The organism is Polymorphospora rubra, assembly GCF_018324255.1.
Classification (GTDB): Bacteria; Actinomycetota; Actinomycetes; order Mycobacteriales; family Micromonosporaceae; genus Polymorphospora; species Polymorphospora rubra.
In genome coordinates this window covers 1,837,842-1,852,247 of sequence record NZ_AP023359.1, presented here as the reverse complement: position 1 = coordinate 1,852,247, position 14,406 = coordinate 1,837,842, and the positions used below count along the sequence as shown (strand labels likewise).

General features: G+C 72.6%; 11 protein-coding genes, 1 pseudogene and 1 riboswitch. Of the genes and pseudogenes, 7 read left to right on the top strand and 5 right to left on the bottom strand.

Going from position 1 to position 14,406, the window contains the following annotated elements; translation table 11 throughout:
• Positions 1 to 33: 33 nt before the first annotated feature.
• The gene (locus Prubr_RS08495) at positions 34 to 930 is read right to left on the bottom strand and encodes a bile acid:sodium symporter family protein (RefSeq protein ID WP_212827748.1); all 897 of its coding nucleotides are present in this window, start codon (positions 928 to 930) and stop codon (positions 34 to 36) included.
• A 259-nt stretch (positions 931 to 1,189) separates the two neighbouring features.
• On the opposite strand from Prubr_RS08495, the gene Prubr_RS08490 reads away from it, so the two are divergent.
• Both Prubr_RS08490 and Prubr_RS08485 read left to right on the top strand, forming a co-directional pair.
• A complete protein-coding gene (locus Prubr_RS08490; RefSeq protein ID WP_212823437.1) occupies positions 1,190 to 2,611 on the top strand; it encodes a condensation domain-containing protein in 1,422 nt (473 codons plus the stop codon).
• Positions 2,612 to 2,832: 221 nt separating this feature from the next.
• Entirely contained in the window at positions 2,833 to 3,123 is a 291-nt protein-coding gene (locus tag Prubr_RS08485; protein ID WP_212823435.1) for a DUF1540 domain-containing protein, read from the top strand.
• A gap of 60 nt (positions 3,124 to 3,183) precedes the next feature.
• On the opposite strand, the gene Prubr_RS08480 is transcribed toward Prubr_RS08485, so the two are convergent.
• From Prubr_RS08480 to Prubr_RS08470, 3 genes are all read right to left on the bottom strand, one after another.
• Complete coding sequence (locus Prubr_RS08480; RefSeq protein ID WP_212823433.1) at positions 3,184 to 4,287, bottom strand: DNA alkylation repair protein; 1,104 nt, start codon at positions 4,285 to 4,287, stop codon at positions 3,184 to 3,186.
• A gap of 109 nt (positions 4,288 to 4,396) precedes the next feature.
• Positions 4,397 to 5,794: a hypothetical protein gene (locus Prubr_RS08475; RefSeq protein ID WP_212823431.1), complete on the bottom strand. Its 1,398-nt coding sequence runs from the start codon at positions 5,792 to 5,794 to the stop codon at positions 4,397 to 4,399.
• Positions 5,791 to 6,201, bottom strand: coding sequence for a hypothetical protein (locus Prubr_RS08470; protein ID WP_212823429.1), 411 nt, complete (start codon positions 6,199 to 6,201; stop codon positions 5,791 to 5,793). The genes Prubr_RS08475 and Prubr_RS08470 overlap by 4 nt, the downstream gene beginning before the upstream one ends.
• Before the next feature lie 229 nt (positions 6,202 to 6,430).
• A riboswitch (cobalamin riboswitch) is annotated at positions 6,431 to 6,545 on the top strand.
• Positions 6,546 to 6,636: 91 nt separating this feature from the next.
• Between Prubr_RS08470 and Prubr_RS08465 the strand changes: the two genes are divergently transcribed.
• The 5 genes from Prubr_RS08465 to Prubr_RS08445 all read left to right on the top strand — a co-directional run bounded on the left by Prubr_RS08465 (position 6,637) and on the right by Prubr_RS08445 (position 12,712).
• Entirely contained in the window at positions 6,637 to 8,079 is a 1,443-nt protein-coding gene (locus Prubr_RS08465) for an LPXTG cell wall anchor domain-containing protein (protein ID WP_212823427.1), read from the top strand.
• A 65-nt stretch (positions 8,080 to 8,144) separates the two neighbouring features.
• Entirely contained in the window at positions 8,145 to 9,089 is a 945-nt protein-coding gene (locus Prubr_RS08460; RefSeq protein ID WP_425518040.1) for a hypothetical protein, read from the top strand.
• A 1-nt stretch (position 9,090) separates the two neighbouring features.
• Entirely contained in the window at positions 9,091 to 10,236 is a 1,146-nt protein-coding gene (locus tag Prubr_RS08455) for a CbiQ family ECF transporter T component (RefSeq protein ID WP_246568457.1), read from the top strand.
• Positions 10,233 to 11,855, top strand: coding sequence for an ABC transporter ATP-binding protein (locus Prubr_RS08450; RefSeq protein ID WP_212823419.1), 1,623 nt, complete (start codon positions 10,233 to 10,235; stop codon positions 11,853 to 11,855). Before Prubr_RS08455 ends, Prubr_RS08450 begins: the two co-directional genes overlap by 4 nt.
• Entirely contained in the window at positions 11,852 to 12,712 is an 861-nt protein-coding gene (locus Prubr_RS08445) for an ECF transporter S component family protein (protein WP_212823417.1), read from the top strand. Before Prubr_RS08450 ends, Prubr_RS08445 begins: the two co-directional genes overlap by 4 nt.
• 9 nt (positions 12,713 to 12,721) lie before the next feature.
• On the opposite strand, the pseudogene Prubr_RS38135 reads toward Prubr_RS08445, so the two are convergent.
• Positions 12,722 to 14,133: pseudogene (locus Prubr_RS38135) on the bottom strand (family 43 glycosylhydrolase).
• Positions 14,134 to 14,406: the final 273 nt, after the last annotated feature.

Genomic DNA, 14,406 nt, shown 5'->3' with positions numbered 1-14,406 from the left:
CGGCCTCCGCCCGTCGGGAGGGGGCCGGCCCGCTCAGCGGGTCGGGTCGAGGTCGGGTTGGGCTTCCGTCGTGTTGCGACGACGGCTGACCAGATAACCGAAGGCGGCGGCGGTGAAGAACATGACGATGCCGTAGACGGCCGCCGGGATCGCGATGGTCGTGCTGTTCAGCAGCGCCGGGCTGACCGCGATGGTGATCGCCAGCGTGCTGTTGTGGATGCCGATCTCCATGCCGGCCGCGATCGACTCCCGCCGGCCGACCCCCGCCAGCCGCGGCAGCCCGTACCCGACGGCGAGGCTGAGCACGTTGAACACCAACACGATCAGGCCGACCGCGACGAAGTACTCGGCGATGTTGTCCCGCTCGTTGACGATCGCGCCGACGACGACCGCGACCAGCACCACCACCGACAGGATCTTCACCGGCCGGGCGAGCCGGTCGGCCAGGGCGGGTAGCCGCGACCGCAGGAACATGCCGATCGCCACCGGGATGAGCACGATCGCGAAGACCTGCACCACCTTGTCGAGCTGCAACCCGATGGACGCCCCGTCGCTGAGGAAGTAACTCGACGACAGGTTGACCACCACCGGCAGTGTGAGGACCGCGAGCACCGAGTTCACCGCGGTCAGCGTCACGTTGAGTGCGACGTGGCCGCCGAAGAGATGGCTGTAGAGGTTGGCGGTGGTTCCGCCCGGCGACGCCGCGAGCAGCATCATGCCCAGCGCCAGCTCCGGCCGCAGGCCGAACGCGATCACCAACCCGAAGCACAGGGCCGGGAGCAGCACGATCTGGCAGCCGAGGGCGATCAGCACCAGTTTCGGATAGGTCGCCACCCGACGGAAGTCGCCGATGGTGAGCCCGAGGCCGAGGCCGAGCATGACGATGCCGAGCGCGATCGGCAGAGCGACGGTGGTGAGCCAGGAGTCCATCTCCAGATCCTGCCCGCCCCGACGGGTATCCGACATCGTCTATCCCGCTGATTCCGGCCCGCTCGCGCAGGTCGAGCGGGGCGCGGAGCTGATCGGTCACACAGGCGGCGCCGGTCGGTGGATCGGCCGAACGGACGAAGCAATGCGCTGTCCCGTGGAGTCAGAAGCCGGGCGCCGAAACAGATACTGGTCGAAGCGACCCGCCGGTCGGCGATGGTCGCGAACGCCCACAGTGGATCATGCACAGCGGAGGTGCGGGGTGTCCGGGCCCGAAGGTACGGTCCAGCCGGTCGAGCCGGTGGCCGAGGAGTGGACGACCGCCGACTTCACCGGCACGCAGTCCCCGTCGGCACCCTTCACCTGGGGGCAGCGGATGCTGTGGCGGGCGTTCGAGATGTACCCGCCGAACCGGACGATGGTCAACATCTCCCGGGTGGTACCGGTACCGCGCCGGGCGAAGGCTGACGTGCCGGACGTGCTGCGGGTCGTCGGTGCCCTGCTCGCCCGGCACAGTTCGCTGCGCACCCGGCTGCACACCGTCGACGGGGAGCTGTGCCAGGTCGTCTCGGGCGGCGGTGGGCAGCCGGTGCTGCTGGCGCACGCCGGCCCGGCCGACGACGGCGGTGCCGCCACCGCACAGGCACTGGCGACCCGGCTCGCCTCGACCGCGTTCGACCTGGCCGAGGAACTGCCGCAACGGGTCGCGCTGGTGGTCGCCGGCGACCGGGTACGTCAGGTCGTGCTCGTCTTCAGCCACACCACCGTGGACTTCGGTGCCGTCGAGATCGTGTTGCGGGACCTGCGGGTGCTCCTGTTGCGCGGCAGCATCGCCGCGCCGGCCGGGCTCCAGTCGGTCGACATCGCCCGGCGCGAGCAGGACGAGCGTTACCGGCGCCGGGCCCAACGCTCCATCGCCCGCTGGGTCGACTGGTTCGGCCAGCTGCCCACGGAGACGCTGCCCGAGCTGGGGCCGCCGCTGACCCCCCTGTTCCGCCAGGGAACGCTGGTCTCGGCGGCGGCGGACACCGCCGTACGGCTGATCGCCAGCCGGCACGGGGTGACCACCTCGACGGTGCTGCTGGCGTCGATCGCCGCGGTGCACGCGGGCTGGTCCGGCCGGGACACGGTCGGCATCTTCATGATGGTCAACAACCGTTCGCTGCCCGGTTACGACACCGCGATCGCGAAACTCAACCAGCTCGGCATGATCGTGGTCGACGTGGCCGACCGGCCGGATTTCGCCAACCTGCTGCCCCGGGTGTGGTCGGCGGCTCTCGACGCCTACCGGTCGGCCTACTACGAGCAGGCGGAACTGCTCCGGGCGTACGAGGCGGCCGGCCACAAAATCAACACCGGCGAGAGCGCGCACTGCTACTTCAACGACATCCGGTTGAGCACCGACGCGAGCGTGTTCGGCCGGGCCACCGGCGAGGACGAGGTCCGGGCGGCGATGGCGAAATCGTCGTTCTCCTGGGGTGAGAGCTTCGACAGCTTCGTCTACCGGACCCGGGTCGAGGTCGTCGACAAGCCGGGCGGTATCGGGCTGACGCTCACCGCCAACACCGCCTACCTGCCGCCCGAACATGCCGAACGGTTCCTGCGGGACCTGGAACGCCTGCTCGTGGAGGCGGCCTTCCACGAGGTGCCGGCACCCTGGGTGCGGCCGCACGTCACCGCGTGACTGGTCCGGCGGACCACCGCACGCAGCCTTCCGGAATTGTTCGGGACCAACCTCGGACGGTCGTCGTGCGGGTGTTGTGGAATCGGATCCAGTCGAATTAAGGAAAGCCTCACCTGCGCGATATTAGGTAAGGCTCTACTCGTCTGACCTGGGCAAACTATTTGCCTGTTCGATGTGCCGGATGTCCGGCCACGGTTTACCGTGGAATCGAGGAGGTAGTCATGACTCAGATGCTGGAAATGCCGCGGGTGCAGGAATGCACGGTAATCGACTGCGGCTACAACCATGACGGATGCCGGGCCTTCGCCATCACCATCGGTGAGACGAGCGCCAGTTGTGACACGTTCATCGACACCTCGGCCAAGGGCGGGCTCGACATGGTGATCGCCCAGGTCGGCGCCTGCAAGCGGGCGGAATGCCGCTTCAACGCCGAACTCGAGTGCCGGGCCCCGTCGATCCGGGTCGCGCCCGGACAGGATCTCGCCGACTGCATGACCTTCGAGTCGCGCTGAGCCGGCCCGCTGCCGTCCGGGGCCGTCCCTCCGGGCGGCAGCCGCCACCCGGGCGCGTGGTCACGCGGCGCCGAGTCGGAAGCTGCGCCGTCCGTACCGGACGCCGTTCACCTGGACCTCGACCGCCTGCTCGCCCGGGTAGTAGGTGCGGGTGCTCACCGGCGCGAAGGAGTGCCGGCGGCTGATCGTCAGGCTGGCGCCGGGGTCGAGACCGCGGGTGGTGAGCTTGAAGACCTTCGGGCTCAGTGTCCCGTTGGCCCGCCGGTGGTGGACGACGTAGTCGATGACCAGCGTCGCGGGGGCCGGCCCCGGGTTCTCCAGGGTGACCTCGAAGAGCAGGTCGCCGCCGGTCGGCACCACACTGTCGCCGAGCACCGGGCCGGTGACCACGATGTCGGGGGCCGGTGCGAAGCCGAGCAGCCGGAACGCCTCGGGATCACCCTTCTTGATCAACGTCCGTAGCCCGTGCCGGACCACCTTCGCGGTGTGGACATCGGGCGCGTCGAGCCAGCGCGCGGCCGTGGCCGTGGTCAGTTCCGGGTCGATGCGGCTCAGGTCGTTGAGATGGTTCGCCACCGACCGGCGGACGTACTCCGAATCGTCCCGGTAGAGCGCGTCGAGCACGGCGGTGGTGGCCGCCGGGCGGTCGAACAGCGCCTTCACCTTCCTGGCCCAGGGCAGGTACGGGCGGGTGCCCTCACTCGCCAGCCGCCGGACGTGCGGGTCCGGGTGCCGGGTCCAGTCCCGTACCGCGGTCAGCGTCCGGTCCAGGTCGGCGGCGAGGAACGACCGGATCGCGAACTCGCCGGTGAGTCGCGGCGTCAGGTCGGCCAGCAGGGCGAGCCCGGCGCCGAAGCGGTCGACCGGCCCGGCGGCGAGCGCCCGCGTGGCCACCGCCTCGGAAACCGGCCAGATCATCCACCCGGTGAACGCGGGCCGGCTGAGGGCGGCGCGTACGACCGCCTCGAACTCGTCGTAGTCGCCCGGCAGATCGGCCAACAGCGCGTCACGGACGTCCCGGCACCGCTCGCTCAGCGTCCGCCCGGCGAGCGCCGTCGCGGTACGGCGCAGCGCCGGCAGTGGACGTCCCGGCGCCACGTCGCGCAGGCACCGGGCCAGATCCTCGACGGCGGAGGCGCTGAGGAGTTCGTCGGCGGTGGGCATCGGCCGGCCTCTCGTGCTCGCCGCGGTGCCGACCGGGATCGGCGAACTCCCGATGGCAGCGGCGGGCTCTCCGCCGGCGGCGGCCCTGATCGTCGCACGACCGGCGCGGTCAGGGCGCCGGCGGACCGGGGGAAGCGGGGAGGCCGGACGATCGCGGTGGCCGCGGTGCCTTGGGCGGACGTGGATGTGCCGGTGGGAAATGGTCCGGAACCGTCAACAGGGCCGGTGCCGGGGCGGCCACCGTGGCCGACCCCGCGGTTCCGGCCGGTGGCGGACCGGGGACGGTGGCGGGGTCCGCCGACCGGCGGGGCTGCCACAACTGCTCCGCCGGCAGCATCGAGCGGAAGTCGAACTGGCACTTCGGGCAGGCCCGCAACGCCGTCTCGGCCCGCCGCTCGCCGCACCGCTGGCAGTACGTCACCACCGTCTCGTCGGCGTCCAGACCCTGGCAGCGTGGGCAGGCGAACTCCGGACCCTTGCTGTTCAACTGCACCAGCCGGCCGGCCAACACGTACGGCGTCACCACCGCGCTGATGCCGGTCGCCAGGTCACGGGTGCGCCGGGTGCGTTCCTGGAGCCGTTCGAGTTCGGGGTTGGTCACCTTCTCCAGGCGGCAGGTGGTGCAGGTCCGCAGCGTGCGCACCGGCAGCATCCCGCGCAGCCGGGCCTGCTGGTGCAGGAAGGTCACCACCGGTACGTCGTCGGGGGTGGCGGGAAACAGTGAACCCCGGCCGGCGGCGGCGAGGTGCTCCTCGACCCGGAAGACCAGCGACTGCACCTGCGCGACGAGTGCCGGCGGCATCGCGCCGGGCCGGCTGGTGACCAGCGTGCCCACCATCAGCATGCCGTCGGCCAGTTCGGTCGACACCTCGGCGACCGCGTCGGGCGTCTCGAAGACGAAGGTGTCCACACCGGACCGGCTCACCGATGCGCCCCGCGCCGGCCCCGAACCGCCGTCGAGCAGCCGCGAGGTGTGCCGCGACAGGGCCGCCTGCGCCTGGGCGGCGCGGCTGGCGGCGTTCTGCATCACCGCCACGTCGCCGGAACCGGTGTCCCGCCACCACGGCGGGAACGAGGCGGCCGCCGCCGGGTCGAGCCGGGACAGCGTGGCGTCGACGGCGGTCAGGACCGAGCCGAAGAGTTCGACGTACGCACCGGTCGCCCCCCAGTTGCGGCCGACCTTGCCCGGCCAGCGGTCGGTGAGCAGGACCGCGACCCGGCAACCGGAGTCGGCCGCCTCCAGACCGATCCGCAGACCCACCGGCAGCCGGCCCGGCGTCAGCGTGACACCGCCGAGCTTCGAACCGCGCACCGCCTCCAGCACGCTGAGCTGCTCGGTCTTCAACTCGAACGACAGCTCACGGATGGTGCGCAGCAGGTGTTGACGGGCCACGCTGGGCGGTACGGCGACCCGGCGCTGCGCACCGGCGGCCAACCGCCCCGGTTCGAGCCCGGACGTGCCGGCCTCCGGTCCGGCGGTGGCGTCCCCGGCTTCCGCCCAGGTCATTCCGCAGCGGGGCCGGCGTCGTACGGGGCCAGTTCGGCGGCGGCCGTCTCGACGTGGGTGTTCGCCGCGGCCTGGTAGTCGATCGAGGTGTCCAGGTTGGCGCCGGCGATCGAGGCGTGGTTGGCGGCGGTGTCCATCGCGCTGTCGGCGGCGTCGAAGTAGCCCTGTGCGGCGCTCTGCTGGGCGTAGTCGACGTAGCTCTGCGCCGAGTCGGCCCACGAGGCGCTGCTGTCCGCGTGCCAGTCCGACCACTGCTGGTCGCTGGTGGCGCTGGTCAGTTCACTTTGCACGATCGTCGCGGCCGGTTCCGGCACGGCGACGGGTTCGACGGTGGGGACGACCGGCGTGACGTCCACGGCGGGCGTTTCGGTGGACAGGTAGTCGTTCCAGCCTGAATCAGTGCTCACTGCCGATCTCCAGATCTGCCGACGGACGCACCCCCGTTCCGCAACATCGTCGCAACGGCGCGCCACCGTCCTCCATCGGCCGACCGGGTGCCACCGACGGGACCGCCGGTCGCATGGACCGGACGTACCGTCGGCGGCCATCGATGCGAGGTCGTGACCTGTGCCTCATGTACGCGGCGTGGGTGGCTGGATACCGTAAGGTTCGCTACCAGCCAGAATGGCTTACCCACAACTGAATGAGTTTCCGCGTGGGGGAAGCCGGTGTGAAGCCGGCGCTGACCCGCAACCGTATGTGGTGGACCTCCGCCACGAGCCGGAATGCCCGCGTGGAGGCGAGCGGCCTCAACTGTCGTGGTCTACAGGTTGAGCCCGGATCGACGGACCCCTGAAGGGCCGGGATGCGGTGCTCACCACCGCTCCCGAAAGGCATGTCCCATGCTCCGTCGCCTTCTCGCGGCCCTCACCCCGGCCCTTGCCGGGGGCGCGCTGCTGCTTGTCGCGATTCCGACAACACCCGCTCCCGCCCCGGCCGCCGCCGTACGGGCCGACAACCCACATTCGGCGCAGAGCGCTGCCGCCGCCAGGTGGCTGGCCGGCCAACTGACCGACGGGCGCCTGCCCGGTCCCTTCGCCGGCACCGACTGGGGCCTGACCATCGACGCGCTGATCGCGCTGGAGGCCGCCGGCACCGAGCCGGCCGCCGCCGACGCGGTCGCCGACGCGGTCGCGGCGAACGTCGACTCGTACGCCACCGGCGGCGAGTGGGCCCCTGACTACCTCATCAGCGGCTCGATGGCCAAGGTTCTCGTCGCCGCCGTGGTCGCCGGCCGGGACCCGACCTCGTTCGGCAGGCACGACATGCGCGCCCGCACCCTCGACCTGATCCGCGGCGCGGACGCCGGAGCCGTGCAGGGCTGGATCTTCGACCGGTACGGCGACGAGCCGACGCAGGGCGGCAACCTCTTCGCGCAGAGCCTCGCGGTGCTCGGCCTGGCCCGCTCCGGCGGTGTCCCGCAGCCGGCGGTCGACTTCCTGATCAAACAGCAGTGCGCCGCCGGCGGGTTCCGGCTCAGTCCGGCGACCGACGGCGCGGCCTGCACCAGCGCGCCGGTGGCCGGCCAGGTTCAGGACGTCGACACGACCGCGATGGCCGTACAGGCGCTGCTCGCGGCCGACGCGGCGGGCGCCACCGGCGCGCGGGCCGCCGCCGACACCGGCATCGGGTGGCTGCTCACCCACCAGAAGGCCGACGGCTCGTTCCAGGGCTCGGCGGTCACCGAATACTCCAACACCAACAGCACCGGCCTCGGCGGCCAGGCCCTGGCCGCCGCCGGACGCACCGTCGAGGCCGACAAGGCCGCCGACTTCGTCGCCGCACAGCAGTTGACGGCGGCGGGTGGCGGCGCGGCGGCCGTCCACGCCGGCGCGATCGCCTACACCCCGGACGCCCTCGCGGCCGCCATCTCGGGCGGCATCGCCGCGAACGAGACGGACCAGTGGCGGCGGGCCACTGCCCAGGCCGCACTGGGCCTGGCGAAGGTGTCGCTGGCCGAGATCGGGACCGGCGGTACCGAACCGACCCCGAGTCCGACGGCCACCCCGACCCCGACCGGCTCGGCGTCCCCGACGGCGTCCCCGACCGGCACCGCCGGCCCGACACCGACCGACCCGGAGCCGACCGACCCGACGCCCACCGATCCCACCCCGACCGCGACCGTCAGCCCGGCACCGACCACCTGGGCGCCCCCGCCGTCCGGCGGCGGCCGGCTGCCGACGACCGGCGTCGACGTCACCTCGATCGGCGCGTTCGGCGCGGTCGTCATGCTTGCCGGGGTCGGGCTGGTGGTGGCCGGCCGGCGCCGCCGGGCGCGGTCGTGACCGTACGGACGGACCGGCTCCCGCCGACACCGGCCGGGCGCGGCCCGGCGGCGACCGGGAGCCGGATCGGGCCGCGGAGGGCCGCCACGACCCTGGCCGCGCTGCTGCTCGCCGGTGCCGGCGCCACCGTCGGTGCCGCACCCGCCCACGCGGCCGGCACCGCCGGCTACTGCCCCGACGCCAACGGCGTCACCGTGATCGTCGACTTCCGGGAACTCGGCGGCGCCACGATCATCAGGTGTGCCCCCGGCAACCAGGCCACCGGCCTGGCGGCGTTGAAGAACGCCGGCATCCAGATCACCGGCACCGCCCGGTGGGGCGAGGGATTCATCTGCCGGATCGAGGGCAGGCCGGGCCCGCAGAGCGAACCGTGCATCGACACCCCGCCGGCCAGCGCCTACTGGTCCTACTGGCACGCGCCGAACGGCGGCACCTGGAGCTACAGCCAGTTCGGGGTACTGAACCGGACCCCGCCACCGGGCAGCTTCGAGGGCTGGTCGTTCTCGAAGGACCGGACCTCGTCCAGCAGCCCGCCGCCGCGCGTGGCGCCCCGCCGGCCGGCGGCACCGGCACCGACGCGGACCACCGCCGGCCCGCCACCGGGCGGGCAGCCCGGCGCCCCGCCACCGGCCGCCAGCCGTCCGGCCGACCCGCCGCCCGGCGCGCCCGCCCCGTCGCGACCCGCGTCGCCGCCCGCCGCCCCGACCGGTCCCGCGACCACCCAGGCCACCACCCCGCCCACACCCGCCGGACCTACGTCGGGCGGCGCACCGGCCACCACCGACCCGGGTCCGGCACCGACCCCGACCGGTACGGATCTCGCGCTGCCACCCGAGCCTGCCGCCCATTCCGGCGGCGGGAGAGTGCCCTTCGTGACGCTGACCTTCGGGGGAGTGCCCTTTGCGACGCTGGCCGGCGGCGTACTGCTGGTGGCCCTCGTCGGCGGTGCGGTGTGGACGGCCCGGCGCCGACGGGCCGCGACCGGCACCGAACCGCCGGAGCAGGTCTGAGGTGACCGCCCCGGTACGGGTGCCGCGAAACCTGCACCCCGGCGCCTGGTGGCTGTGGGCGCTGGGTCTCGCGGTCGCGGCCAGCCGCACGACGAACCCGCTGCTGCTGGCGCTGATCCTGGCGGTCGCGGCGTACGTCGTCGCGGCCCGCCGCGGCACCGCGCCGTGGGCCCTCGGTTTCCGGCTCTACCTGTGGCTGGGCGGCATCATCGTCGTCTCCCGGGTGCTCTTCCGGGTCGTGTTCGGCGGCGGACAGGGCGACACCGTCCTGTTCACCCTGCCGCAGATCCCGCTGCCGGAGTGGGCGGCCGGCATCCGGCTCTTCGGCCCGGTCGCGGTCGAGCAACTGCTCGGCGGCTTCTACGACGGGCTGCGGCTGGCCACCATGCTGATCTGCCTCGGGGCGGCCAACGCCCTGGCCAACCCGAAACGGATGCTGCGGGCGCTGCCCGGCGCCCTCTACGAGGTCGGCGCGGCCGTCGTCGTCGCGCTGTCGGTTGCGCCGCAACTGGTCGAGAGCGTGCTGCGGGTACGCCGGGCCCGGCGGCTGCGCGGCGGCACCGGACGCGGCATGCGGGCACTGCGCGGCATCGTCATCCCGGTGCTGGAGGAGGCCCTCGACCGGTCGCTGGCCCTGGCCGCGGCGATGGACTCCCGGGGCTACGGCCGCCGGGGCGCCGTGCCGAAGGGCTTCCGGCTGGTCACCGGCACCCTGGTCGTCGCCGGCCTGATCGGGGTCTGTGTCGGCGTCTACGGTCTGCTCGACGCCAGTACCCCGCGCTACCTCGGCCTGCCGATGCTCGGCATCGGGCTCGCCCTGGCCGTCGGCGGATTCGTGCTCGGCGGGCGGCGGGTGGTCCGCTCGGTCTACCGGCCCGACCGCTGGCGCCCGGCGGAGGTCGCGGTCGCGCTGTGCGGCCTGACCGCCGCCGCCGGCTTCCACGCCACCACCCGGATCGACGCGGCCAACCTGTATCCGTCGCTCAGCCCGCTGTCCTGGCCGGAGATCTCCGTGCTGCCGGCGGCGGCGGTGCTGGTGGCCGTACTGCCGGCCTGGCTGGCCCCGCCACCGCCGGCCGATTCCCCAGTCAGCGCGGACGCCGGCCGGGCGCCCGCCGTCGCGGTCGCCGCGTGGGAGCAGAGATGACGATCCGGTTCAGCGAAGTCACCGTCACCTACGCCGACGCACCCGGCCCGGCCCTGCGCGACGTCACGCTCTCCGTGGAGGAGGGGGAACTCTGCCTGGTCGCCGGCCGTACCGGCGCCGGCAAGTCCACCCTGCTGCGGGCCGTCAACGGCCTCGTACCGCACTTCACCGGCGGCCGGCTCGCCGGCCGGGTCACCGTCGCCGGGCTGGACACCCGCGACCACCCGCCCCGCGAGTTCGCCCACCTCGTCGGCGTCGTCGGCCAGGACCCGCTGGCCGGGTTCACCACCGACACCGTCGAGGAGGAACTCGCGTACGGCATGGAGCAGCTCGCCGTACCGCCGGCGGTCATGCGTAAACGGGTGGAGGAGACCCTCGACCTGCTCGGCATCGCCGAACTCCGCAACCGTCCACTGCGGACACTGTCCGGCGGACAACAGCAGCGGGTCGCGATCGGCGCGGTACTCACCGCCCAGCCCCGCGTCCTCGTACTCGACGAACCGACCTCCGCCCTCGACCCGACCGCCGCCGAGGAGGTGCTCGCCGCGATCACCCGGCTGGTGCACGACCTCGGCGTCACCGTCGTCGTCGCCGAACACCGCCTCGAACGCGTCGTCCAGTACGCCGACCGGATGCTCTACCTGCCCGGCGACGGCGCCGTCGTCTCCGGTACGCCGGCCGGCGTGCTGGCCACCGCCGACGTCGCCCCGCCCGTCGTCGAGCTGGGCCGGCTCGCCGGCTGGCAGCCGCTGCCGCTGTCGGTCCGCGACGCCCGCCGGCAGGCCCCGGCCCTGCGTGACCGGCTTCGCGACCGGCCACCACCACCGTCCCGGAGCGGCACCGACGGCCCGGTCGCCCTGACCGCCCGCCGGGTCGTGGTCCGCTACGGCGACGTGTACGCCGTACGTGGCGTCGACCTCGACCTGCGGGCCGGCCAGATCACCGCCCTGATGGGCCGCAACGGCTCCGGAAAGTCGTCGCTGCTGTGGGCGGTGCAGGGTTCCGGGCCGCGCCAGGGCGGCCGGGTCGACGTCGCCGGCCACGACCCGAAACAGGTCTCCGCCGCAAAGGCCCGACGCCTCGTCGGACTCGTCCCGCAGACCCCCGCCGACCTGCTCTACTTCGACACCGTCGACGCCGAGTGCGGCCAGGCCGACCAGGAGTCGCGGTCGCCGGCCGGCACCTGCCGGGCCCTGCTCGACCGGCTCGTACCCGGCCTGCCCGGCGACAGCCATCCGCGCGACCTGTCCGAGGGGCAGCGGCTCGCGCTCGTACTCGCCGTGCAGTTGGTCGCCGCGCCGCCGGTGGTGCTGCTCGACGAGCCGACCCGGGGCCTGGACTATCCGGCGAAGCGGCACTTCGCGGCCGTCGTACGCGAACTCGCCGACGCCGGCCGGTCGGTCGTCTTCGCCACCCACGACGTGGAGTTCGTCGCCGCAGCCGCCGACCGGGTCGTCGTCATGGCCGAGGGTGAGATCGTCGCCGACGGACCCACCCCCGACGTCGTCGTCGCGTCGCCGGCCTTCGCGCCGCAGGTCGCCAAGGTCCTCGACCCGCTGCCGTGGCTCACCGTCGCCCAGGTCGCCGCCACCCTGTCCGAACAGGACGTATCTGCATGACACCCTCCGGTGTACCAGGGCGTACCCGGGTGATCCGGGTGGCGCCGCGTAGTGCGCTGGTCCTCGTCCTGGCGTCGGCGGCCGGCCTGGCGATGTTCTTCTGGCCGCTGTTCGCCGCGCCCGAACCCGAGGCGATCGCGCACACCGCCGACGCCCCGCTGATCTTCGTGGTGATCCTGCCGGTGCTGGTCGCCGTCGTACTCGCCGAGCTGACCTCGGGCGGGATCGACGCCAAGGGACTCGCCATGCTCGGCGTACTGTCGGCGATCAACGCCGCGCTGCGCCCGCTCGGCGCCGGCACCGCCGGCATCGAGACGGTCTTCTTCATGCTGGTGCTCGCCGGCCGGGTCTTCGGCCCGGGCTTCGGCTTCGTCCTCGGCTGCACGTCGCTGTTCACGTCGGCGCTGCTGACCGCCGGTGTCGGGCCGTGGCTGCCGTTCCAGATGCTCGCCTCGGCCTGGGTGGGGCTGGGGGCCGGGCTGCTGCCGGCCCGCCCGCGCGGCCGGGCCGAGATCGCGATGCTCGCCGGGTACGGCCTGCTCGCCGCGTACGGGTTCGGCTTCCTGATGAACATGTGGTTCTGGCCGTACACGACCGGGATCGACACCCAGCTGTCGTACGTGGCCGGGGCGCCGCTGCTGGAGAACCTGCACCGGTTCGCGGTGTTCACCGGCGTCACCTCGACGTTCGGCTGGGACACCGGCCGGGCGGTCACCAACGTGGTGGCGATCGTGCTCGCCGGGCCGGCGGTCCTGGCCGCCCTGCGCCGGGCCGCCCGCCGTGCGGCCTTCGACGCGCCGGTCGTGTTCGATGCCGTCCGTGCCGTGCCCGGCCAGCCCGGGCCGGCCGCGAAGTGAGGCCGGGCGCTATTCGCCGGACGGGGCGGGGAGTTGGACGCCCAGCCGGACCGGTGTGCCGAAGTTCGGGGTCCCGTCGGCGTTCCAGGTGAACTTCTGCGCGCGGGTGGAGCGGTTCATGTCGCATCCGCCGCCGGCCGAGTCGTTGGCGTGATAGACGATCCAGTCCTCGGTGCCGTCGGGTGACTTGAAGAAGCCGTTGTGGCCGGGGGCGTAGACGCCGTTGGCGTCGCTGCGCTGGAACACCGGGGTCGGGTGCTTGGTCCACGATGACGGGTTCAGCGGATTGCTCCCGGTCAGCGTGAGCAGGCCGAGTTTGTAGTCGGGGCCCCAGCAGGCGCTGGCCGAGTAGACGATCATGGTCCGGCCGTTGTGGTACAGCGGTTCGGGTCCTTCGGCTACCGGGTGGGTCTGCCGTTCCCAACTCAGGGTCGGTGAGGTGAGCCGGACCCGGGAGCCGCTGAGCGTCCAGGGGTTGCTGAGCGGGGTGATGAACAGGCTCTGGCCGTTGCTGCCGGCGTTGTAGGTGCCCAGCAGGTAGAGGTTGCCGTTGACCTTCAGGACGCTGGCGTCCAGTTGCCAGTCGCCGCCGAGGTCGGCCCTGAAGGTGTACGGCCCATCGGGTCGGTGCCCGCGCTCTCCAGCACGTGCAGCCGCTGGGTGGGGTTGAAGTCGCTGACGTTCTGGCCGGCGACGTAGTAGAGGTACCACCGGCGGCCGTTCGGGCCGTCGAGCAGGTGGAACTCGGGTGCCCACATGTTGCAGCAGCCGTTGGGCCGCCCGGAGAGGTCGAAGACCACCTGCTCGGGGGCGCCGAAGAGGCCGCCGAGCGTGCTCGACCGGCGCATGGTGATGGTCGAGTTCCAGGTGGTCGTGGCCAGGTAGTAGGAGCCGTTGTGGTGTTGCAGCCAGGGGTCCGGGCCGTTGCGTTTGATCGGGTTGGTGAAGGTGCCCGGGGTGCCGACGACGGGGCCCAGGTTGACCATCCGCCACTGCTGGTTGTCGCCGTCCAGGTCCTGGTATTGCGAGACCTTGGCCCCGTCGGCCGTCGACCACTCCCAGACGTCCAGGGCCTTGCCGCTGTGCCGGTTGATCAGCCGTACGTGGCCGCCGGCGGAGTCGGCCAGCCGGAAGTGCTGCCGGGTGCTGCCGTTGTCGGTGTTCTGGACCAGTTGGACCCCGTCGTCGGCGTTGGGCAGTTCGAGCACCTTGCCGCTGTGCCGGGACTGCACCCGGTAGTAGCCGTTGCCGGCGTCCAGGAACCGCCACTGCTGCCAGTTGCCGTCGTTGCGGGCGTACTGGTTGATCGGCGCGCCGTCGTGGGTGGCCAGGTTGTAGACGTCGAGCGCCTTGCCGCTGTGCCGGTTCACCAGCACGTAGTAGGCGTTGGTGTCCGCCGTGGCGGCCGAGGCCGCCGGCATGGCGACGGCCGTGGCGGTGCCCGTGACGACGATGACGACCCCGGCGGCGAGGCCGGTCCGCCAGCGCCGTCGTGCCCGGCCGGGATGCTTCTCGCTGATCGGTGGCATCGGCCCACTCCCTGCCGGTCGACGGAAGACATCGACGATGGTCGCGTTAACAATGTGGCTTGTCAAGGAGTCCATCGAGGTTCGACAGGGAGGGAAGGTGTGTGGATCTACCTGCTTGGACATCGGGTGGAGCGGCAACTAAGTCGAGCGAGGCGCTTGATAAGT

Excerpts from the sequence above, each read along its gene's own strand:
- Prubr_RS08475 (WP_212823431.1), bottom strand. The coding sequence starts at position 5,794 with ATGACCTGGGCGGAAGCCGGGGACGCCACCGCCGGACCGGAGGCCGGC.
- Prubr_RS08450 (WP_212823419.1), top strand. The coding sequence starts at position 10,233 with ATGACGATCCGGTTCAGCGAAGTCACCGTCACCTACGCCGACGCACCC.
- Prubr_RS08465 (WP_212823427.1), top strand. The coding sequence starts at position 6,637 with ATGCTCCGTCGCCTTCTCGCGGCCCTCACCCCGGCCCTTGCCGGGGGC.
- Prubr_RS08485 (WP_212823435.1), top strand. The coding sequence starts at position 2,833 with ATGACTCAGATGCTGGAAATGCCGCGGGTGCAGGAATGCACGGTAATC.
- Prubr_RS08495 (WP_212827748.1), bottom strand. The coding sequence starts at position 930 with ATGGACTCCTGGCTCACCACCGTCGCTCTGCCGATCGCGCTCGGCATC.
- Prubr_RS08445 (WP_212823417.1), top strand. The coding sequence starts at position 11,852 with ATGACACCCTCCGGTGTACCAGGGCGTACCCGGGTGATCCGGGTGGCG.
- Prubr_RS08480 (WP_212823433.1), bottom strand. The coding sequence starts at position 4,287 with ATGCCCACCGCCGACGAACTCCTCAGCGCCTCCGCCGTCGAGGATCTG.